Source organism: Pseudomonas sp. 3296, assembly GCF_031456615.1.
GTDB classification, from domain to species: domain Bacteria; phylum Pseudomonadota; class Gammaproteobacteria; order Pseudomonadales; family Pseudomonadaceae; genus Aquipseudomonas; species Aquipseudomonas mucoides.
In genome coordinates this window covers 657,800-678,801 of sequence record NZ_JAVDUY010000003.1, presented here as the reverse complement: position 1 = coordinate 678,801, position 21,002 = coordinate 657,800, and the positions used below count along the sequence as shown (strand labels likewise).

The window sequence follows — 21,002 nt, the reverse complement described above, 5'->3', positions numbered from 1 at the left end:
CAGCAGAAAAGGAACGGCGTTGTTTGGTCATCTGACACCTCGATCGGGCGAGCATTCTCGCCTAAATGGGTGTCCGGTTTCATTAGACCACTACAACAACACTATCGTGATCTACACCACCGACAACGGCCCTAACCAGTGGTCTTGGCCGGATGCGGCGACCACCCCGTTCCGTAATGAAAAAAACTCGAACTGGGAAGGTGCTTACCGGGTTCCTGCTTTGATACGTTGGCCTGGAAAAATAAAACCCGGAACGGTTTCTACGCAAATGTTTTCTGGGCTGGACTGGTTTCCGACACTCTTGGCCGCAGCGGGGGATACCGATATTAAAGACCGCCTGCTCAAAGGCGCTGATGTAGGAGGAAAGAACTTCAAAGTCCATCTGGATGGCTTCAACCAGCTCGACTACCTGACCGGCAAGACCAACCAAAGTGCTCGTAATGAATTCTACTATTTCAGCGATGACGGCGATCTGGTGGGCATGCGTTACGACAATTGGAAGATCGTTTTTTGTGAACAACGTGCCCCGGGTGGATTTAAGGTCTGGAGCGAACCATTTAGCTGCCTACGCGTTCCCAAACTCTTCAACTTGCGGATGGACCCCTTTGAGCGTGCCGACGTCGTGTCTGACCAATACTATGATTGGCTCACGAAGAACGACTACCTGTTATTTGACGGCACTCAAAGAGCATCAGCCTTCCTGAAGACGTTTGTCGAATACCCGCCAAGCCAGCGCCCGGCGAGCTTCAGCATCGATCAGATTCGTGCCGATGTAGACAAAGAAATTGATGAAAAAATGAAGCAGAAGAAATAGTAACGGCTCTTCCCTTGCGTCCGCGAGTGGGCGGACGCCCCCCTCTATTACACACCTTCGGCGCTCAGTTGTTTGTTTCCAACTCACGCTATACCTAGTGAGCTGATGGGGCCGAGACGTTTATTGTGAGTCCCAAAGCCCGCCCACGCGGGCTTTTTCATTTTGGCAAAAAACAGCAACCGGATTAACTATTTGGGGGCGATTCTTACCTGTGATCACCGTCAGCTTTGGGTTGTGGATTCAACCGGTCGATGCAACAGATTAACTCCCCCCAATCTGTCGCAACTATTCGTCATCCAATGTGTGACTGAATTCAAAAAACGGGGGAACGGGGGAACAGTGGGAACAGCCAATGTTTCCGGGGGGATGAGCGGGGGAACTTGTACCCCAGTGTTTTTTTGGGGGAACAGCAATGGCCGAATTAGCTGACAGTCCAGCTGAAAAGACAGCCGTTCAGTAAAAACCAAAATGCGACACAGTCTCCGCGTTGGTGGGTGTCGTTTTGAGGAATGACACCCCCGAATATTCCCGTTGTAATTGGTCGAAATGAAGTTACGGAATCACTTTGGGCCGGACTGTTTAAACGTGGGGTATGGCCACAATTAAAACGTACCTGCCTCAACCACTGTCAGCTGCCACCTTGCTCCACAGTCGGGTTAACCAGCTCAAATGCTAAGTTAACTAGGCTACAGGCCATGGTTTCCAAGGCTTTCAGCCCAGTTAACCAACCGAGCTAACCGAGTAATTCAGTCGATTAACTCCTAGGTTAACTGCCTGAAAGCCCCGCTCCGCTTGATTTTCAGACGATTTAGTCGCTCATTTCTAGCGGTTAACCAGTTAACCGAGTATTTTAGTCGGTTAACTCCTTAGTTAACCGCTCTGAAAGCCACGGCCCGCTTGGCTCTCAAGCGACTGGACGGATAGCCGAGTTAACCAGCAAAAATGATTGGTTAACCGGGCTACAAGCCATGTTTTGCAAGGCTTTCAGCTTAGTTAGCTAAACGAGTTAACCAGTTAACTAACTTTGGCGAGGTGCCGCTAACGAATTGGCGCGAGTTTCAGCACCCGTCTCTCGACGAAATTTCCAGGGTCCCCGGCGTGTTTCGGGGAAGGATTGAGCACTATGTGGTGTGGCGCGGCGTAAGTGCATCCCTACCCGGCCCTTCAATCCTATCGACGTTGAAATAGTCGTCGAGTGTATGGAAGGCAAGGTGCTCCCATGCACGATGCTAATCTTGGCTGAAAGGTTTTCCCACAGTCGACAGCTACAGTGATAGGGTAATCTGCCGAGCATAAGGATAGAGCCATGCGGCAAATTCTTCTTGTCGTGGATGTCCAATCCACTTTCTCCCCTCCCGATTGGCTTTTAAGTGGTATCAGGGCATTAACCCAACATGTTCCGGCTATCGCGACCATCGAGTTGTACGATGAGAAATGTACTCCTTTCTATGAGCAACTCGGGTGGTGCCCCGCTGTGAATGACAAGAGCCTCATAGACACCGATCATGTCTTCATCAAATATGGTTACGCGCCCTCCGAAGCGACACTGACCTACCTAAAGTCTCTCAATCCAGATCGCGTACTAGTCTGTGGAATCCAAACAGAGACCTGTGTGTTAGCCGCGGGTTTTGCTCTCTTCGATTTGGGCCTGCGCCCAACATTGATTACTGATCTAACCGTTGGCTCATCGCTCGACAGGTCTGGACAGCTAGGAATTAAACTTTGGAAGCACCATTTTGGACAAATCTCCTCATCGGCTGAAATACTCGCTGAGCTGCGGCCCACAACTCACGAGTGATGTACCCTAGTCCAACCTAGGCCATTCACCCATCGATATGACTGGCCTGAGTTGTTGCGATGTATGGGACCGCAGGTCCCATAGGGGGCGGGGCTTGCGGTGATCGACAAAACAACAACCAACCACCGAAAATAGGTCATATATACCGAAGGCGCGGGGTCCGAATTACCCCCTAGCCCCACCCCTTCGGGAGGACCCATTGATTTTTCTGAATGGCCCGACAAAGGCGTATGGTCTTCGACGTTGCAGGTGTCGTCGTGCACCACCTATCGGCCGTCAGAGGGGCTGTCCAGAGACCGGAAGCAGCCTCTCCTAGCCCTGAACCATCACGTCGCAGAAAGGGCCTGGTTCTCGGAGTTTTCTATTTTGGGAGTGGCCCACATGCTTCAATAAATTTGCCATCAGTGCGGCTGTCGATAGCACCATCTGCCCCGATGTAGACATCGGTGGTCGGCCACTTCGGTTTAACCCGGATGCAGTGCGATATTCCACCGTTGTTCCAATTGAACTCCATAAAAAATTGGTTGTTCGGGAAGATGTGCCCAGCCCCACCTGTTGCTTCACCGGGATAGATCTCGCCCTTTGAGATGTCGTGCTGAACATTCAAAATGTATCCGAGACGCCCCTGTCCCTTGTCAGAGAAATGGAAGCTCACTTGGGGTGTGGCGACATACCAAAATACGATGGGAGCGAGTAGTAGCGCCATCACCCAGCGCCAGCAATGCCGTTTCGGTTTATTTGCAGACGTGGTCACGGGTGCCATCTCCCCAGCTTGAACGCGGTAGTGCTAAAACTTCGTCCATGAGCATCTTTGCCGTAATCCTGCCGTTTGGGTGCTGCTTGTACAGTTTGACTCCAATGCCGATAGAGACTCGGTCGCCTATGTCGTCCCAAGCCCGCATTCCTTCGATGTCTGCTGAACGATGAGGCCCTTTTCGTTCGTCCCACTTCTGAACTTTTCGAATAGAGTCTGATGCAATCTGTTCAAGCCCAGCGCCGTCCAGAAGAACGCTTTCAGAAAGGCCACCAGCGCGACCTATGTAGCCATAGTGGATGTTCGACCAGATATCGTAGAAGTAGTCCAGTTGACCTTGCTTTTGCCAAGTCCCGTCGAACTTTTGCCCAATCGTCACTTTGTGGTCCCATGGCCGATTTTGACCAACCCGCTCAGTCCAAAGGGCCATCGCAGCAGAAGTGTTACCAAGCTCCATCGCTTGGAAATTAGGTGGTGAAAGGCGTGCATACCAAGGGAGCTTTTGAAATTTTGCATTTTCCGCTTCCGCGTCAAAGCTGGTTAGCTTCTTCATTTTCAGCACGGATGGGTGTGTGATGTTGCGGTTCATTTCCCCGGCAATATAGCTGGCCACCTGTTCCATCATGTCAGGGTCTTTGCACGCAACGGGGGCTTTCGGTTCTGGCTCTGCCTCTGGCTTTTTCGGGACGGCTTTGGAATCTACCAACGCGTTTGCGGCAATCGCTTTCTCTTTCAACTTTGGATCAGCGAGCAGTGTGGCCATTTTCTCATCATCCACAGTGCCATCTGGACGGAACGCTCCCAGTGCCATGAAGTTGATGATGGTTGCACCACCAGCATCGCCCATGACAAAACCGCCACCGACATCGCCTGACCCGGTAATGATCGTTCCACCGTGGCTGGTTGGGCTGCCTAAGTGGGCCATAGGGCGCCCGTTCACTTGAATGGAGGGGAACCCTGTGGTGATTACGGCTCCACAGCCACAGGTATCGCCAACCCGCGCAGATCCCATGAAGTTGATGTTTACGTCGCCACTGGCGGAAGCAATCGGGGTAGTGCCGTGACCGGGCATTGGGCAGACATGCTTGTCACCCAATCGAGCGGAGGGAGTCATTCGTCATCCTTGTCGTGCAATAAAAAGCCTCCGAGTGGAGGCCAAAAGCGTTTTGTAGGCCCCGGGAGATTACCGCACCAAGTGGAGGGGAGTCTGTAGGAAAGGTCTGAGTTTAGACGCTCGCCCAACCGGTTCTGGCCGATTGCTTCCGGTCATATTGTAGATTTGGTCGCGCCCAACAGAGGTTAGGTTTGTCGATGAAAGGCCCCCGTTGAGGCCCGAGCCGGCCTCGGGTTCATCAGCTTCGTCGTATTAAATCCTCTTATAAGATTAATTTCTGTTTTCGGCCCCAGTCTCGACACGGCGTGGTTCTCTGCGCTTTTTGCTCTTCCTGGCATCTTGCTCCTGTCTTGCTGTGCGATGGACTTTTTCCACAGATTTAATCCTCTCGTATGGTTGTTTCTTGAAGGGCATCGCAGGCCTTGCTGTGTAAGGCCTTCAGAGGATTATCAGAATCTCCGGATCTAACACCGGTCAACCTGAGCCGTGACCTCAAAGACCTGCTGTCTGCAAAGGCAGGTCTCGCCGGGACGGAAAAAATAGCTTCAGTTGCCCACTTTTAATCCTCGACTATGGTTGTTTCTTGAATAACCCCGAAAGCCTTGTGTTCTGTGCGTTCCAGCGCAGTACCAGAATCTTCCGATCTAAAGCCGGTCAACCTGTAGTACGTCCTTTTTCGGCTCGGTCTAGATACATCCTGCGATGCAGGGGGGGCCGGCCTGCATCGCAGGGTGGGGATACGCTCAGATTTGAGCGCATCGCCGCTAATGATCAGGTAACGGTGCGAGCGTTACCCAAAGTGGGAAAATCCCACCTTTAACCCTCAGAATTTCGCTGGTCGACTGCCCGTCCCATCCACCAACTGTGAGCGAGATCTACATACCTTGGAATTGAGGTATCTACTGCGCAGGCTTTCCGGCCTCAAGTAGAGATGCGTCCAAATCTGGATGCATCTCTCCACCCTCAATTTGAGGTCCGACCACCAGTGGTGGATGGAGCAGATCTGCGCCATTACCCTCGGCTGCAGCTGCCCCCCGCCATCGTTGTTTTCCACGTTGGGGCTAAGCATTGCCAGGACGCTAAAAACGCTCTCACTCGCCGTTTCAAACCTCGGCATTAACAAATTGTGCAATCGTCTCGCAGGTTCCGCCGTTCGTGGCGTGCGGGCGGTTATGCGAATCTTTAAATCTAACGCCTGTCTGTCTGAACCGTGACCGAATTGAACCCGTATCTAACGGTGCTAGGAGGTACCTTCGAGTTGGTGCTCAGGGAGGCGAAGCGGTCATCATCCCACGTCCGTTATTGGCCGATTCTGTTGAAAAAGTAGCTCCTCTATCTGGCCTGCGGCAAAATATCTGCATTGGCCAGCAGGGAAGCACGCAGCATGATGGGACAGTTATCGAGTGGTCAGGATCGGCTGTTTTACTCGTTCAACCTTGAAGATCACATTCCAGCCAATCCTTCTGCGCAGCATTGATCGGTGTCTCGATCTGAGCGACCTGCGCCATTACCTCGCCGATGTTTATAGCCCGATCGGGCGTCCGTCGATTGATCCCGAGCTGATGATCCGCATGCTGATCGTCGGCTATTGCTACGGCATTCGCTCAGAGCGGCGGTTGTGCGAAGAGGCCCATTTGAACCTGGCGTATCGCTGGTTCTGCCGGTTGAGCCTTGAAGACGAAATCCCCAACCACTCGACCTTTTCCAAAAATCGACACGGCCGTTTTCGGGACAGCGATCTCTTTCGCTGGCTGTTCAATGAAGTGCTGCGTCGTTGCATGGACGCAGGCTTGGTCAAAGGTGAAGGCTTTGCCGTGGACGCCAGCATCATCAAAGCGGATGCCAGCGGCAGCGCGGTGTACCGGGTGATGAACCGGTCACCCAATGCTTGTTAGAACAGATGATGATCAATGCTCAGTTTCGTCGGGTGTAATCAGGTCGCGAATGTAGGCTGGCCTCATAGGCGACATCTTACGAGCTGCTTAATTAACCTCCGGGGTTCCACCATCTTGGGCAAGTGTATGAGAGGCAGCCTCAATCCGCTCTTCGAACTGGGCAATGTAGGTTTCAGCGTCCGCTAAGCTGGGGAATGAAACTGCCGTTTCACAACGTTACAAACCTAGCTAGTGAAATGAATGTGGCCACGTTGACGTTGAAGTTTAATGCAACCGTCTTGGGTTGTGCGGCTATAGGCAGCGCGCCGTCTCCTCCATAGGCTTCCCTGTCGCCATGATCTCCGGCCTGTCATAGACAGGGTGGGCCTTCCGAGTGAATTGAATTGTGAATACTGATGGGGAAAGTGATGGGACCATTAGCCGGGCTTAAAATCGTAGAGTTTGAAGGGATAGGGCCGGGGCCGCTGGCGGGGATGCTCCTTGCTGACATGGGCGCCGAAGTTACAGTGATTGCCCGTAAGGGGGGCGTCGCCCTCACAAAGCAATTGGGTGGGGATGTCGACTTCGAAATCCTCCAGCGCGGGAAGCATCGGGTGGTCGTCGACCTCAAGCAGCCGGAAGGGGTCGCCCTGGCTCTGGATCTGTTGGGCGAGGCTGATGCCCTGATCGAGGGCAACCGTCCGGGTGTCATGGAGCGTCTGGGGCTCGGGCCTGAACAATGCCTGGCGAAGAATTCGCGTCTTATCTACGGTCGCTTGACTGGTTGGGGGCAGGACGGCCCCTTGGCTCAGACCGCAGGTCATGATTTGAATTACATAGCACTGACCGGGTTGCTCGGTCTAACCGGTGGGCGCAGTGATCCGCAACGTCCACCGGCGACCTTGGCTGGGGATGCCATTGGTGCTCTTGGCATGGCTTTCGGTATCGTTTCAGCAGCTTTCGAGGCGCGCAGTTCCGGCAAGGGGCAGGTCGTCGATGCAGCGATCGTCGATATGGTTGCGGTGCTCGGTTCAATTGCGCATTTCATTCATGCCGCTGGGCAGATCGGTGGTTCGCAACCCAGCGCGTTCTATGATTCGCCGTTCTATGACCTGTTCCAGTGCGCCGACGGCGAGTGGATCTCCTTGGCGCCGTTGGAGCCTCACTTCTATGCGCAGCTGATGGAGCGGTTGCAACTATCGGATGTCGCGGTCAAGGCTCAGTATGACCTCGCTCAGTGGCCCGCGCTCAAGGAGCGCCTGACCTCGAGGTTCCGCAGCCAGCCGCGTGCGCACTGGTGCGCGTTGTTGGAAGGCAGTGATGTGTGCTTCGCTCCCGTGCTTTCACCCATGGAAGCGGCCGTTCATCCGCACAATGTTGCACGCAATACTTTTCAGACTCAGCCGATTGTCCAGGCCAACCCGGCGCCACGCTTCTCTCGTACCCCTGGTGCGATTCTTCAAGTCGGTCGTCAGGAACAAGCACCGCTTTTAGCGACGGTGGCAGTAGATCGGCTGGAGCAACTGCGTCGGTCGGGAGTGTTAGCCTAAAGGCTGCCTTTAGGACCTGGAGGAGGGAGGCAACAACAGTAAATGCCCGCTTCGATAAGCGGGCTTTTCATTTGACAAAATAAGCAGACCCTAGGGAGGGGAGGCGGCCAAAGAAAAAGGCGCAGCCCAGACCTACAGCTGACGAGCGATCAGATCCTTCATGACTTCATTGGCACCGCCGTAGATCTTTTGTACGCGCGAATCGACAAACATCCGGGCGATAGGGTATTCGTCCATATACCCGTAACCACCGAACAATTGCAGCAGTTCGTCGGTAACCTTGCACTGCATATCGCTGCACCACAACTTGGCCATATAGGCGGCCTGAGGATCGAGCTTGCCGTCGAGCAGGCGCTGGGTACAGTCGTTGACGAATGTGCGGGCGATGTGGGTGATGGTGGCACACTCGGCAAGCTTGAACTTGGTGTTCTGCAGGTCAAACAGTTTCTGGCCGAACATCCGGCGTTCCTTGGCGTAGTCTGTGGCCAGCTCCAGCGCACGTTCCATGACCGCCACAGCGGGAACAGCCAGCAACATGCGTTCATAGCAAAGTTGGCTCATCAGCTGGATGAACCCGTTGCCTTCGACCGGGCCGAGCAGATTGGCGACCGGTACGCGCACGCTATCGAAAAACATTTCGCAAGTGTCCGAACCATGCAGACCAATCTTTTTCAGCTTGTTGACGCTATACCCCTTGAGGTTCTCTGTCTCGATCACCACCAGTGAAATGCCCTTGGCGCCATCGTCGGAAGTGCGCACGGCGATCACCACCAGGTTGCCGCTGTAGCCGTTGGTGATGAACGTCTTGGAACCATCGATCACGTACTCGTCGCCATCACGGCGGGCGCGTGTGCGCAGGGTCTTGAGGTCGGAGCCGCAATCGGGTTCGGTCATGGCGATGGCGGCGAAGAGCTCGCCGCTGGCCAGGCGGGGAATCCATTTTTGCTTCTGCTCTTCGGTGCCGTAGTCGAGGATGTAGTGGGTGGCAATGGAGTGCACCGCAGTACTGGGCGGCATTCCGGCACGAGCCAGTTCATCCAGGGCGACCAGTTGATAGGACAGCGGCGCGCCAGCACCGCCGTATTCCTCACTGATCTCCGGCAGCAGAAAACCCATCTCGCCAAAGCCCTGCCAGATCTCGCGCGGCACGTAGCCCTGTTCGCGCCAGGCATCGTTGTGCGGTGTCATCTCATTGGCGATGTAGCGACGTACCTGGTCGCGATAGGCCTCGATGTCGCTATCCATCCAGGAATGTTGGTGCAGTTGGGGCAGCATAAGCTCGGTCTCCGCAATTTTGGGCTTCGCCACTGATGGCAGCGTGCGAAAAGCGAGCCTAGAACGAGGGTCTGTGCGCGCAAATAGCCGCTAGCCCCAAAGCTGTTGCACTTGGCCTCAATCTGTCAGTTGCCCTTGCGAACCTGGCCCGGAGTCTGGCCGGTCCAGCGCTTGAAGGCGCGCTGGAAGCAGGCGCTGTCGGCGAAGCCAAGCTCCTCTGCCAGCACCGGTGTCGGCAGCTTGCTCGTTTTCAGTCGGTAGATCGCCCAGTCGCGGCGCAGGCTATCGCGGATGTTCTGGAAAGAGGCGCCTTCCTGAGCCAGGTGACGTTGCAATGAACTGGCCGAGCAGTGCAGGGCGGCACTGGTCTGTTCAAGGTCTGGCCAGCCGCTATGGTGTGCTCGTTCTTCACGTAGATAGACCCGCACCCGGTCGCTGACGCGTGCGGGTATGGCGGGCACCAGAAGATCGAGCAGGGCCTTGTCCAGGTATTCATGCAGATGAGAACTGTCACGACGTACGGGTGCCTGTAGTGCCTGGGAGTCGAACCAGATAGTCGAGAAGGCTGTGCCGAAGCGCAGTTCGGTAGGGAAGAGCTTGCGGTAGTCGCCAACCGATTCAGGTTGTGTGAATGCCACGTCGATACCGACGGGGCGCAGGCTCCCGCCTTCCAGCCAGGCCATGACGCGCCAGATCAGTCGCAAAAAAAGCACGTGGGCGAAATCGCGGGACTCGACCTGAGTGGTAAGGAAGTGCAGTTCGACCCGCACGTGCCGACCGTCGTCCAGCAGCACCGGGTCAAGGTCGTCTTGCAGGAGCCGCAGGGTGTGGGTGAATTCCCGCAGGGCGCCGAACAGAGTGTCGCCGGTCAGGGCTGAACGCATCATCAGCATGAAGCTGCCGCGGCGTAATTTTCGCGAAAACAGCGCGATGCCTTCGTCATCGAGACCCTTGATGGTCTTGCGCAGCAGCGCAACGTACTGGTCGACGGTGACGTGGTGGTCCAAGTCCTGAGGCTGCTGTGGATCGATCCCTGCGTCGCGTAGAAAGCCCTCGATCTCGTAGCCGCGATCACGGGCTGCGGCAAGCAGGGAGGAGACGAAAACGGAGGCGAAGGTAACGGGGGTTGGATTCGACATTGGTGGATTCTGCAAGTCATTTGCGGCGCTATGACATTGGCGGTTTTGCGCACGGCCATCACATTAAGCCCACAAAGTCACACCGTGCCGCAACTTAAATTCAGGAAAGCCGCTATGAGTCGCAATGTCTATGTGATTGGGGTCGGCATGATCCCTTTCGTTAAGCCGGGCGCCAACGCGCCCTATCCGCAAATGGCCGCTGCTGCCTTACGTGCCGCGATGGTCGATGCCGACGTGGGTTATGCGCAGATAGAGCAGGCTTACGTCGGTTACGTCTATGGTGACTCCACTGCAGGCCAGCGCGCGCTTTACGAAGTCGGCATGACCGGTATCCCGGTTGTCAACGTCAACAACAACTGTTCCACCGGTTCCAGCGCGCTGTTCCTGGCCAATCAGGCAGTCAGCGGCGGTGCGGCGGAATGTGCCCTGGCGCTGGGTTTTGAGCAAATGAGTCCGGGTGCGCTGGGCACGCTCTTTAGCGACCGCCCCAGCCCCTTCGAGCGCTTCGACCTGGCCACCGATGAGTTGGTCGGGCACGCCGGCATCCCGCTCGCGCTGCGCTACTTCGGTGGTGCTGGCCTGGCGCATATGCAGGAGTTCGGCACCCGTCTGGAAACCTTTGCCAAGATCCGCGCCAAAGCCAGCCGCCATGCCGCCAACAACCCGATGGCGTTGTTCCGTAACGTAGTCAGCGCCGAAGACGTGATGAACTCGCCTGCCGTCTGGCCTGGCGTGCTGACGCGCCTGATGGCTTGCCCGCCGACCTGCGGCGCCGGGGCGGCGATCCTCTGTTCGGAGGACTTCCTCAAGCGCCACGGCCTGAAGGGCGCAGTGCGCATTCGTGCGCAATCCATGACCACCGACACGGCTAGGACGTTCGATGCGAGAGACATGCGCGAAGTGGTCGGTTTCGGCATGACCCGCACGGCTGCGCAGAATGTCTACGAGGCGGCCGGTGTCGGTCCGCAAGATATCCAGGTCGTCGAGTTGCACGACTGTTTCGCACAGAACGAGCTGCTCTCCTACGAGTCGCTGGGCCTGTGCCCGATCGGCGGTGCGGAGCGTTTTGTCGAGGATGGCGATAACACTTATGGCGGCAAATTCGTCACCAATCCTTCCGGCGGGTTGCTCTCCAAAGGCCATCCACTGGGTGCCACCGGCCTGGCCCAGTGCACCGAGCTGGTCCAGCAGTTGCGTGGCGAGGCGGGTCCACGTCAGGTAGACGGCGCGCGTCTGGCTCTGCAACACAATCTCGGGTTGGGCGGCGCCTGCGTCGTCACCCTCTACGAAAAAGTCTGAGGAGCGACGGATGATCGACAAGAAGTGGATCGGCCACGAACTGGCCGCCACCACGATGACGCTTGAGCGCGGGCGTCTTTGCGCATTTTCCCGGACCATTGGCGAAACCGATCCGTTGTACACCGATCTCGCTGCCGCCCAAGGAGCCGGCTTCTGTGACGTGCTGGTCCCGCCGACATTCCTGTTCGGGGCCGAGCTGGATGCCGGCACCGTGGACAGCATGCTGGCGGATCTGGAAATCCCGATCGCGAAAATTCTTCACGGTGAACAGAGCTTCACCTATCACAAACCGGTCTGTGCTGGGGAAACGGTCACCGTGAAGTCGCGGATCGCCGATATTTTCGACAAGAAATACGGCGCCCTGGAGTTCCTGGTCAAGACCTCGCAAGTCCATAACGACAAAAACGAGCTGGTCGCCGAGTTGCGCACCGTGCTCGTGGTCCGCAACTGAGGAGTCCCGACCATGAGTCATTCACTGCAACACGTGAAGGTCGGTGACCGGCTGCCACCCCTGACGCTGGCGGCGGTCGACCGCACCACGCTGGCGCGGTTCGGTTGCGCCTCGGGCGACCTCAACCCGATTCACATCGACGTGGATTTCGCCCGCAAGGCCGGCATGCCGGACGTGTTTGCCCACGGCATGTTGAGTATGGCCTGGCTGGGTCGCCTGCTGACCCAGTGGGTGCCGCAAAGCCGGCTGCGCAGCTTTGGCGTGCGCTTCCAGGGCATCACTCACCTGGGGCACGTCATCACCTGCAAGGGCCAGGTAACCGAGATCGTCGAAGTCAACGGCGAACGTTGCGCCAGGGTCGAGGTGGCCACGGTCAACCAGTACGGACAGGTCAAGATCGTCGGCGACGCGTTGATCGCCATCGCCATTGGCTAACCCCTTTTATCAACCTTTTGCGGAAGAGACAGATGAGCAAGAAACTCGAAGGTAAAGTTGCCCTGATTACCGGTTCCGGTCGTGGCATCGGCCGCGCCATCGCCTTGAAGCTGGCAGCCGATGGTGCCCGCGTGGTGGTCAATGACCTCGACGCCGAGCCGGCTCAGGAAGTGGTCGAGGCCATCAAGGCCATGGGCGGTGAAGCCGTCGCCTGTATCGGCAGCGTTTCAGCGCCTGACTTCGCCGAGCGCTTCGTCGGCACCGCGGTCGAGCATTACAAGGGGCTGGACATCATCGTCAACAACGCGGGCTACACCTGGGACAGCGTGATCCAGAAGATGACTGACGAGCAGTGGTACGCCATGCTCGATGTGCACCTTACCGCGCCTTTTCGCATCCTGCGCGCGGCGCAGCCGGTCATCCGCAGCCTGGTCAAGGCTGAACAGGACGCCGGCCTGCGTAACATTCGCAAAGTGGTGAACATTTCCTCCGTTGCCGGGTTGTTCGGTAATGCCGGTCAGGCCAACTATTCCACCGCCAAGGCCGGTATCACCGGCATGACCATGACGCTGGCCAAGGAGTGGGGGCGCCTGAACACCACCGTCAACTGCGTGGCCTACGGCTTTATCAAGACTCGTCTGACCGAAGCCACCGCCGACGGTAACGCCACCGCCGAGATCGAAGGTCGCGAGATCAAGGTCGGTATCAACCCTGACCTGATGACCATGCTCGAGCGCAGCATTCCGTTGGGGCGTGCCGGCACCCCGCAAGAAGCTGCCGGCTCGGTGTACATGTTCTGCATCCCCGAGTCCGACTATGTCAGTGGCCAGACGTTGATCTGTAGCGGCGGTCTGACCGGAATCTAAGCGCCACCGCTGTCCGGGCAATCCGAAGCATTCAGTCAAAACAACAAGGACAAATCATGAAAGACAAGCGCGCGTGGTTGTCGCGGATAGCCCTGGTGGGCGTCTCGTTGATAGGCCTTTCGGCGACAGCCGGGGCGGCGGATAAACCCAATATTCTGGTGATCTTCGGCGACGATATCGGCCAGACCAACATCAGTGCCTATAGCCACGGCGTGGTTGGCTACAAAACACCGAACATCGATCGCATTGCCAACGAAGGCATGATGTTCACTGACTACTACGCGGAGAACAGTTGCACCGCAGGACGTTCTTCGTTCATCACCGGCCAGACGCCGTTGCGTACCGGCCTGACCAAGGTCGGAATGCCCGGGGCGCCAGTCGGCCTGCAGGCGCGCGACATTACCATTGCTCAGGCACTCAAGGCTCGGGGCTATTCGACCGGTCAGTTCGGCAAGAACCACCTGGGCGATCGCGATGAGTTCCTGCCGAGCAATCACGGTTTTGACGAGTTCTTCGGCAACCTGTACCACCTCAACGCCGAAGAAGAACCCGAGCGTGCCAATTGGCCTAAAGATGATCCGGACTTTGTCAAGGCAGCGACACCGCGTGGGGTCATCCATTCCTATGCCGATGGCAAGATTGAAGACACCGGCGCACTGACCGCCAAGCGCATGGAAACCATCGACGACGAAACCACCGCCGCTGCTCAAGCGTTCATGGAGAGACAAGTCAAGGCAGACAAGCCGTTTTTCGTGTGGATGAACACCACCCGCATGCACCTGTTTACCCACGTGCGCGACTCGATGAAAGGCCAGAGTGGCATGCCCGGCAACGAGTACGCGGACGGCATGCTCGAGCACGACGGTGACGTCGGCAAACTGCTGAAAACCCTCGACGACCTGAAGATCGCCGACAACACCATTGTCGTCTACACCACCGACAATGGTCCGAATCAGTTTTCCTGGCCGGACGCGGCAACCACACCGTTCCGCAACGAAAAAAACTCCAACTGGGAAGGCGGGTTCCGTGTGCCGGCGATGGTTCGTTGGCCGGGCAAGATCAAGGCGGGTGAAGTGTCCACTGAAATGTTCTCCGGACTCGACTGGTTCCCGACCTTGCTGGCGGTAGCGGGTGATACCGACGTCAAGGAACGCCTGCTCAAGGGGGCGAATTTTTCGGGCAAGAACTTCAAGGTGCACCTGGACGGCTACAACCAGCTCGACTATCTGACCGGCAAGGCCAAGAGCGGTGCGCGCAAGGAGTTCTACTACTTCAACGACGACGGCGTGCTGGTCGCGTCGCGTTTCGGTGACTGGAAGGCGGTGTTCTGCGAGCAGCGCAAGCCAGGAGGTTTCGAGGTCTGGAGCGAACCTTTCGTCTGTCTGCGGGCGCCGAAGATCTTCAACTTGCGCATGGACCCCTATGAAAGGGCGGACGTTGTTTCCAATCAGTACTACGACTGGATAATCAAGAACGCCTACCTGCTTGGTGTGGCCACGATGAAAGCCGCGAAGTTCCTGCAAACTTTCGTCGAGTACCCGCCCAGCCAGAAACCGGCCAGCTTCAGTATCGACCAGGTGCGCAAGCGGGTGGATGCGCAGATCGAAGAGAACGCGCGGCAGCAGAAGCAGCAGTAACCCATCGATGCCACCTCCGGGTGGCATTTTTATTGGCGCGACGAAGATTTTACCCGAGTGTCGTGCCAGGCAAGGCGGCCAGCAACTGAGGTCAAGTGCAATAGCTTTGATGTCTTCGGCTATTTGAAGTCCACAGTGACGGCCATACCCTCTGTTCACGCAGCGATACCTGAGGTTGAACGCGACAGTGGGTGTTGGTGGTCTTCAGTTCAGAGGAATCAAGGCATGATCCAGGAAATGGCGGTTCAGCGAGTGGCCCGCGTGTTCAATACCCAGCGTGAGGCTTTCCGTGCTCAACCTCATTCCTCGCTGGCTGAGCGCCAGGCCAATCTGATCGCACTGCGCACCCAGCTACGGCGTTACCAGGACGCCATTGTCGCGGCGATGAGCGCCGATTTTGGCCATCGCTCCGCCGTCGACACCAAGTTCCTGGACCTGATGGGTTGCATCTTGCACATCAATCACACCCTCAAGCATCTGGGGAGCTGGATGAAGCCAAGCCGACGCCCCACAGAGCTGCTGTTCAAGGGCAATCAGTTGTGGGTGGAGTATCAGGCGAAAGGCGTGGTGGGGGTCATATCGGCATGGAATTTTCCGGTTTACATCGCCATTGCGGGTCTGGTCAGTGCGCTCGCCGCAGGCAACCGGGTGATGCTCAAGATGTCCGAGTTCAACCCGCACACCAACGAGGTCCTCAAGCGTCTGCTGGCAGAGGTGTTCGACGACTCGCAAGTGGCCCTGGTCGGTGGTGAGCTTGAAGACCCGGGCTTTTTCTCTTCGCTGCCATTCGACCACATCATCTTCACCGGGTCCCCCGGGGTCGGGCGTCTGGTCATGCGTGCCGCCGCAGCAAACCTGACGCCGGTGACACTGGAGTTGGGTGGCAAGTCGCCTGCGGTGGTGCTGGCTGACTACAACCTGAGCGATGCCGCACGACGTATCGTTCACGGCAAGGGCACCAATGGCGGGCAGATCTGCATCGCACCGGACTACGCCCTGGTTCCCCAGGACGATATCGAGCGCTTCGTCGGCGAAGTGCGCCGCCAGTTCCAGGCGCTGTACGGCGAACGGCCTGCCGCTAACGATGACTACAGTTCGATCATCGATGATCGTCAGTTTCAGCGCCTCCAGGGCCTGCTTGAAGATGCGCGGGCCAAGGGCGCCCGGATCATTGTCTGTGGCGAGGTTGCCCCGGGGCGCAGGATGCCGTTGCACATCCTGACGGGGGTGACGCCGGAAATGCGGGTGATGCAGGAAGAAATTTTCGGTCCGCTGTTGCCGGTATTGGGTTATGACAGCCTCACCGGTGTGGTGGCCCACATCAACAGCGGGCAACGTCCCCTGGCGCTGTACATTTTTTCAACCGACACGACGAGCATCGATCGATTGCTCAAACGGACCCATTCCGGTGGCGTGACCATCAACGATTGGGGCTGGCACGCTTTCAACCACGGTGCTCCTTTCGGTGGCACGGGAAATTCCGGTATGGGCAACTATCACGCAGAAGAAGGGTTTCGCGAGCTCAGTCACGCGCGCACCGTGTTCAAGAGGCGTACCTGGTTTCCCACCCATCTCTTCCATCCACCCTTTGGCGGCCGGCTGCAGAGCCTGGCGCTGGCGTTTTACCTGGGCAAGCCGGATGCGGATGTGAAGTCTTGAGGAAGATTGATATGAGTCAGAATGTGTTCGATTACGTGGTGGTGGGTGGCGGCTCGGGTGGCTGTCCGGTGGCGGCGCGCCTCAGTGAAGATCCTCAGGTCAGTGTTTGCCTGCTCGAGGCCGGCGGCAGTGACAAGAAAGTGTTGATTCAGGCACCACCGGGCGTAGTGGTGATGATGCGTGAAGGTTTTCATAACTGGTCCTACGAAACCGTGCCCCAACCGGGGCTCAACGGGCGCAAGGGTTACCAGCCGCGTGGCAAGGCGTTGGGCGGGTCCAGCTCGATCAACGGCATGGTCTACGTCCGCGGCCATCGCTGGGACTATGACCATTGGGAGAACCTCGGCAACCCCGGCTGGAGTTATGAGGAGGTTCTTCCGTATTTCAAGAAGTCGGAACACAACGAGCGCTTTGGCGAGACCGAGTTCCATGGCGCTGGCGGCCCGCTGAATGTCGCTGAACTGAAGTCGCCGAGCCCGCTGTGCGAAGTCTTCATGAGTGCCGCCGAGGAGCAGGGCATCGCCCGTACTGACGACTACAACGGTCGCCAGCAGGACGGTTGTTTCCGCTACCAGGTGACCCAGAAGGACGGAGAACGCTGCAGCGCGGCCAAGGGCTACCTGTGGCCGATCCTTGAACGGAAAAATCTTCAGCTTTACCTCAACGCTCCGTTCCACAGCCTGATCTTCGAGGGCAAGCGCTGCGTGGGTGTGCGTTACCACAACGGCAAGGATGTGCAGGAAGTGCGTGCCCGCCGTGAAGTGATTCTCGCCGCTGGTGCCTTTGGTACTCCACAGGCCTTGATGCTGTCGGGCATCGGGCCGGCCGGGGAGTTGACCCGGCTGGGTATCCCGGTGCTGGTGGACCTGCCAGGCGTCGGCCAGAACCTGCAGGATCACATCGACTACACGGTGCCGTACAAGGTCAGTCATCCGGAGGGTTGCCTGGGCCTCACCGTGGGTTCCAGCGTCAAGCTGGCGGCTGCTGCCGTGGAGTGGGCGAGCAAGCGCAGCGGCATGCTGACCACCAATTTCGCCGAGGCCGGCGCCTTCCTGCGCTCCGATCCGGCGCTGGACAAACCGGACCTGCAGATGGTCTTCGTCACCGCCGTGGTCGACGACCATGGTCGTCACCTGCATTGGGGTTATGGCTACAGCTGCCATATCGAGGTACTGCGCCCGAAAAGCACAGGCACCGTGACCCTGCGCAGCCGCGATCCGCTCGACGCGCCGGTCATCGACCCACGCTTTTTCGATCGACGGGAAGACATCGAGTTGTTGATCCAGGCGGCGAAGACCCAGGCCCGGATCCTCGAGTCCACCCATTTCGCCCGTTTCGGGCCGCAACTGATCTATCCCGTCGACTGGAATGACGACCGGCAGATCGAGCAGGACATTCGCCGTCGCGCGGATACCCAGTATCACCCGGTAGGCAGCTGCAAGATGGGCCCTGACAGTGACCCCCTGGCCGTAGTCGATGCGCGTCTGCGAGTGCGCGGTGTCGAAGGCTTGCGGATTGCAGACGCCTCGATCATGCCGACCATTCCCGGGGGCAATACCAACGCGCCGACCATCATGATCGGTGAAAAGGCCGCCGCCATGCTCAAGGAAGACGCGCGTCACCTGTGAGCCTGTCTGTGATTCGAGTTACTTCCACGAAGCGATCAAGGCCCCGAGCCACCAAGGGGCCTAGTGTCAAGCATGGGGTGTCACAATGGACAAAAATGATAAAGAGCTCTCCCTGCAAGCCGCCAAGCACACGCTTAGCCTGAATCCAGCGTTCGGCCCTCGCGGGCGCGACATACTCAGCAGCGCTCGCATGGTCCTGCAACAAGTGTTGAAGCAACCCGTGCACAGCGCCCGACACATGGCTGCGTTCGGCATGGAACTGAAAAACATCCTGCTCGACCGTTCGGATCTCAAGCCGGCGGCGGGGGACAAGCGTTTCGATGAGCCAGCCTGGCAGGGCAACCCGCTGTATCGTCGCTATATGCGAGCCTATCTGGCCTGGTGCCGGGAAATGAACGACTGGATCAGTAGCAGCAACCTCAGCGATCAGGATGCCAGCCGTGGCCAGTTCGTCATCAACCTGCTGGCCGAGGCGATGGCGCCGACCAACACCCTGGCCAACCCTGCGGCCCTCAAGCGTTTCTTTGAAACCGGTGGCAAGAGCATTCTGGATGGATTCGCGCACTTGACCCGCGATCTGATTGAAAACGGTGGCATGCCCAGCCAGGTGGACAAGGCGGCTTTCGAGGTGGGCGGCAATCTGGGCACGACGCCTGGCGCGGTGGTGTTTCGAAACGAGGTGCTGGAACTGATTCAGTACAAACCTCGAAGCGAGCAGGTGCTGGAACGCCCGTTGCTGGTGGTGCCGCCCCAGATCAACAAGTTCTACCTGTTTGATTTGGCGCCGCAGAAGAGCCTGATTGCTTTCCTTCTTGACAGTGGCATCCAGACCTTTGCCGTCAGTTGGCGCAATCCGGGTAAGGCGCAGCGCGAGTGGGGCTTGTCCACCTATGTCGAAGCCCTGAAAGAGGCGGTCGACGCAGTGCTGGCGATTACCGGCAGCACTGATCTGAACACCTTTGGCGCGTGCTCCGGAGGCAGTACCATGTCATCGCTTTTGGGCCACTACGCGGCACTGGGCGAGAGCAAGGTGAATGCGTTCACCCTGGTGGTCAGCATGCTCGATATTCGCCCCGACACCCAGGTCTCGCTGTTCGCTGATGAGAAAACCCTGGAGGCGGCCAAGCGTCGTTCATATCAAGCGGGTGTGCTGGAAGGTCGTGAGCTGGCAAAAGTCTTCGCCTGGATGCGCCCCAACGACCTGATCTGGAGCTACTGGATCAACAACTACCTGCTCGGTAACGAGCCGCCTGCATTCGATGTCCTCTACTGGAACAACGACACCACCAACCTGCCGGCCGCGCTGCACGGCGAATTCATCGAGATGTACCAGACCAACCCGTTGGCCCGTGCCGGCGCCCTGGAGGTCTGCGGCACTCCAATTGATCTCAAGCAGGTCACCAGCGATTTCTATTGCATGGCGGGCCTGACCGACCACATCACCCCATGGGATGCCTGCTACCGCTCGATGCACCTGTTCGGCGGCCAGGGTGAGTTCGTGGTGTCCAACAGCGGGCATATCCAGAGCATCCTCAACCCGCCGGGTAACCCCAAGGCCCGCTTCATGACCGGCAGCAGCCTGCCGGTTGATGCCCAGGATTGGCTGGAAGGTTCCACTAAAGAGACCGGCTCCTGGTGGACTCACTGGCTGGCCTGGTTGCAAGCACGCTCCGGTCAGAGCAGGAAGGCCCCCGTCAAACTTGGCAACAAGGCTTATGTCGCGGCTGAAGCGGCTCCTGGCACCTACGTGCACGTGCGCTGACTCGCTGTAGCCGGACGGGCGCTTGCGTCCCGTCCTGTCCACGTTCCAGATCCCTTGGCCCGGCGCCGCAGAAGGAACCTCCGTAACATGTCACAGCCCTTTGTCTATCGCACCATCGAACTGGATGGCGGGCATCTGCGCGTTGCCATTCGTCCAGGCAAGGCCGATCTGCCGCCGTTGCTAGTCTTCAATGGCATTGGCGCCAACCTGGAGCTTTTGTTTCCATTCGTCCGGGCGCTTGATCCGGACATGGAAGTGATCGCCTTCGACGTGCCCGGCGTCGGCGGCTCCTCCCTGCCGAGCTTGCCTTACCGGTTTTCTGACCTGGCGAAACGGGTTTCGCGCATGCTCGATTATCTGGACGTTGGCCAGGTCAACGTGATCGGCGTGTCCTGGGGGGGAGCGCTGGCACAACAGTTCGCCCACGACTTTCCACAGCGTTGCAAGAAACTGATCCTGGCCGCCACGTGTGCGGGCATGGCCATGCTGCCAGCCAAACCCAAAGTGCTGTGGAGGATGGCCACTCCGCGCCGTTACATCCAGCCGTCCTATGGCGCGCGGATCGCGCCGGACATCTATGGCGGTGCTTTTCGCCATGACCCTGCACTGGCACAAGCGTTCGCCAGCAAGGTGCGCTCCGGCGGCAGGCGCGGTTACTACCTGCAACTGTTGGCGGGCCTGGGCTGGACCAGCATTCACTGGCTGCATCGGATCCATCAGCCGACCCTGATTCTGGCCGGCGATGACGACCCGATCATTCCGCTGCCCAACATGCGCCTGCTGGCCAGGCGCATTCCCAATTCGCAGTTGCATGTGATCGGCGATGGCCATCTGTTCCTGGTGGCCCGGGCGCAAACCGTTGCGCCGATCATCTCGTCCTTCCTCGCGCAGGAACGGCAGCGCGCTAGAATTCATCAAGCGTGACATGAGCAGTTCATTGGTTCGCT

General features: G+C 57.9%; 16 protein-coding genes and 1 pseudogene. 13 read left to right on the top strand and 4 right to left on the bottom strand.

All coding sequences use genetic code 11. The features are described 5' to 3' along the window. Together J2X66_RS11400 and J2X66_RS11395 are read left to right on the top strand one after the other, a co-directional pair. On the top strand, positions 1–814 hold an 814-nt coding region (locus J2X66_RS11400; protein ID WP_310264154.1), incomplete at its 5' end, for a sulfatase-like hydrolase/transferase. A 1,306-nt stretch (positions 815–2,120) separates the two neighbouring features. Beyond that, positions 2,121–2,612, top strand: coding sequence for a cysteine hydrolase family protein (locus tag J2X66_RS11395; RefSeq protein WP_310264151.1), 492 nt, complete (start codon positions 2,121–2,123; stop codon positions 2,610–2,612). Between the two features lie 361 nt (positions 2,613–2,973). Here the strand turns inward: J2X66_RS11395 and J2X66_RS11390 are convergent, their stop codons facing one another. After that, a complete protein-coding gene (locus J2X66_RS11390) occupies positions 2,974–3,366 on the bottom strand; it encodes a hypothetical protein (protein ID WP_310264149.1) in 393 nt (130 codons plus the stop codon). Then, positions 3,347–4,480, bottom strand: coding sequence for a polymorphic toxin type 44 domain-containing protein (locus tag J2X66_RS11385; RefSeq protein ID WP_310264146.1), 1,134 nt, complete (start codon positions 4,478–4,480; stop codon positions 3,347–3,349). The genes J2X66_RS11390 and J2X66_RS11385 overlap by 20 nt, the downstream gene beginning before the upstream one ends. Positions 4,481–5,864: 1,384 nt before the next feature. On the opposite strand from J2X66_RS11385, the pseudogene J2X66_RS11380 reads away from it, so the two are divergent. Both J2X66_RS11380 and J2X66_RS11375 read left to right on the top strand, forming a co-directional pair. Then, positions 5,865–6,353 (top strand): annotated as a pseudogene (locus J2X66_RS11380) (transposase); the annotation flags it as partial. Between the two features lie 429 nt (positions 6,354–6,782). Beyond that, complete coding sequence (locus J2X66_RS11375; protein ID WP_310264143.1) at positions 6,783–7,904, top strand: CaiB/BaiF CoA-transferase family protein; 1,122 nt, start codon at positions 6,783–6,785, stop codon at positions 7,902–7,904. Between the two features lie 132 nt (positions 7,905–8,036). On the opposite strand, the gene J2X66_RS11370 is transcribed toward J2X66_RS11375, so the two are convergent. Then, positions 8,037–9,179 carry an acyl-CoA dehydrogenase family protein gene (locus J2X66_RS11370; protein ID WP_095967156.1) on the bottom strand — a complete coding sequence of 381 codons (1,143 nt, stop codon included), beginning with the start codon at positions 9,177–9,179 and terminating at the stop codon, positions 8,037–8,039. 125 nt (positions 9,180–9,304) lie between these two features. Next, positions 9,305–10,318, bottom strand: a complete 1,014-nt coding sequence (locus J2X66_RS11365) for an AraC family transcriptional regulator ligand-binding domain-containing protein (protein WP_310264138.1) — start codon at positions 10,316–10,318, stop codon at positions 9,305–9,307. Between the two features lie 114 nt (positions 10,319–10,432). Here J2X66_RS11365 and J2X66_RS11360 point away from each other — a divergent pair, with 114 nt between their 5' ends. From J2X66_RS11360 to phaZ, 9 genes are all read left to right on the top strand, one after another. Further along, positions 10,433–11,617, top strand: a complete 1,185-nt coding sequence (locus J2X66_RS11360; protein ID WP_310264136.1) for a lipid-transfer protein — start codon at positions 10,433–10,435, stop codon at positions 11,615–11,617. Between the two features lie 10 nt (positions 11,618–11,627). Then, entirely contained in the window at positions 11,628–12,068 is a 441-nt protein-coding gene (locus J2X66_RS11355) for a MaoC family dehydratase N-terminal domain-containing protein (RefSeq protein WP_310264134.1), read from the top strand. A 12-nt stretch (positions 12,069–12,080) separates the two neighbouring features. Further along, entirely contained in the window at positions 12,081–12,503 is a 423-nt protein-coding gene (locus tag J2X66_RS11350; RefSeq protein WP_095967153.1) for a MaoC family dehydratase, read from the top strand. 32 nt (positions 12,504–12,535) lie between these two features. Continuing rightward, positions 12,536–13,369 carry an SDR family NAD(P)-dependent oxidoreductase gene (locus J2X66_RS11345; RefSeq protein ID WP_008059174.1) on the top strand — a complete coding sequence of 278 codons (834 nt, stop codon included), beginning with the start codon at positions 12,536–12,538 and terminating at the stop codon, positions 13,367–13,369. 56 nt (positions 13,370–13,425) lie between these two features. After that, positions 13,426–15,006, top strand: coding sequence for an arylsulfatase (locus J2X66_RS11340; protein ID WP_310264129.1), 1,581 nt, complete (start codon positions 13,426–13,428; stop codon positions 15,004–15,006). Between the two features lie 225 nt (positions 15,007–15,231). Then, entirely contained in the window at positions 15,232–16,665 is a 1,434-nt protein-coding gene (locus tag J2X66_RS11335) for a coniferyl aldehyde dehydrogenase (protein ID WP_102699722.1), read from the top strand. An 11-nt stretch (positions 16,666–16,676) separates the two neighbouring features. Further along, positions 16,677–18,293: a GMC family oxidoreductase N-terminal domain-containing protein gene (locus J2X66_RS11330; protein ID WP_310264126.1), complete on the top strand. Its 1,617-nt coding sequence runs from the start codon at positions 16,677–16,679 to the stop codon at positions 18,291–18,293. Positions 18,294–18,378: 85 nt separating this feature from the next. Further along, the gene (gene phaC, locus J2X66_RS11325) at positions 18,379–20,055 is read left to right on the top strand and encodes a class II poly(R)-hydroxyalkanoic acid synthase (protein WP_310264124.1); all 1,677 of its coding nucleotides are present in this window, start codon (positions 18,379–18,381) and stop codon (positions 20,053–20,055) included. 87 nt (positions 20,056–20,142) lie between these two features. Continuing rightward, positions 20,143–20,979 (top strand): poly(3-hydroxyalkanoate) depolymerase, encoded by an 837-nt coding sequence (gene phaZ, locus J2X66_RS11320; protein WP_310264122.1) that lies wholly within the window; start codon positions 20,143–20,145, stop codon positions 20,977–20,979. The last annotated feature ends 23 nt before the right edge of the window (positions 20,980–21,002 follow it).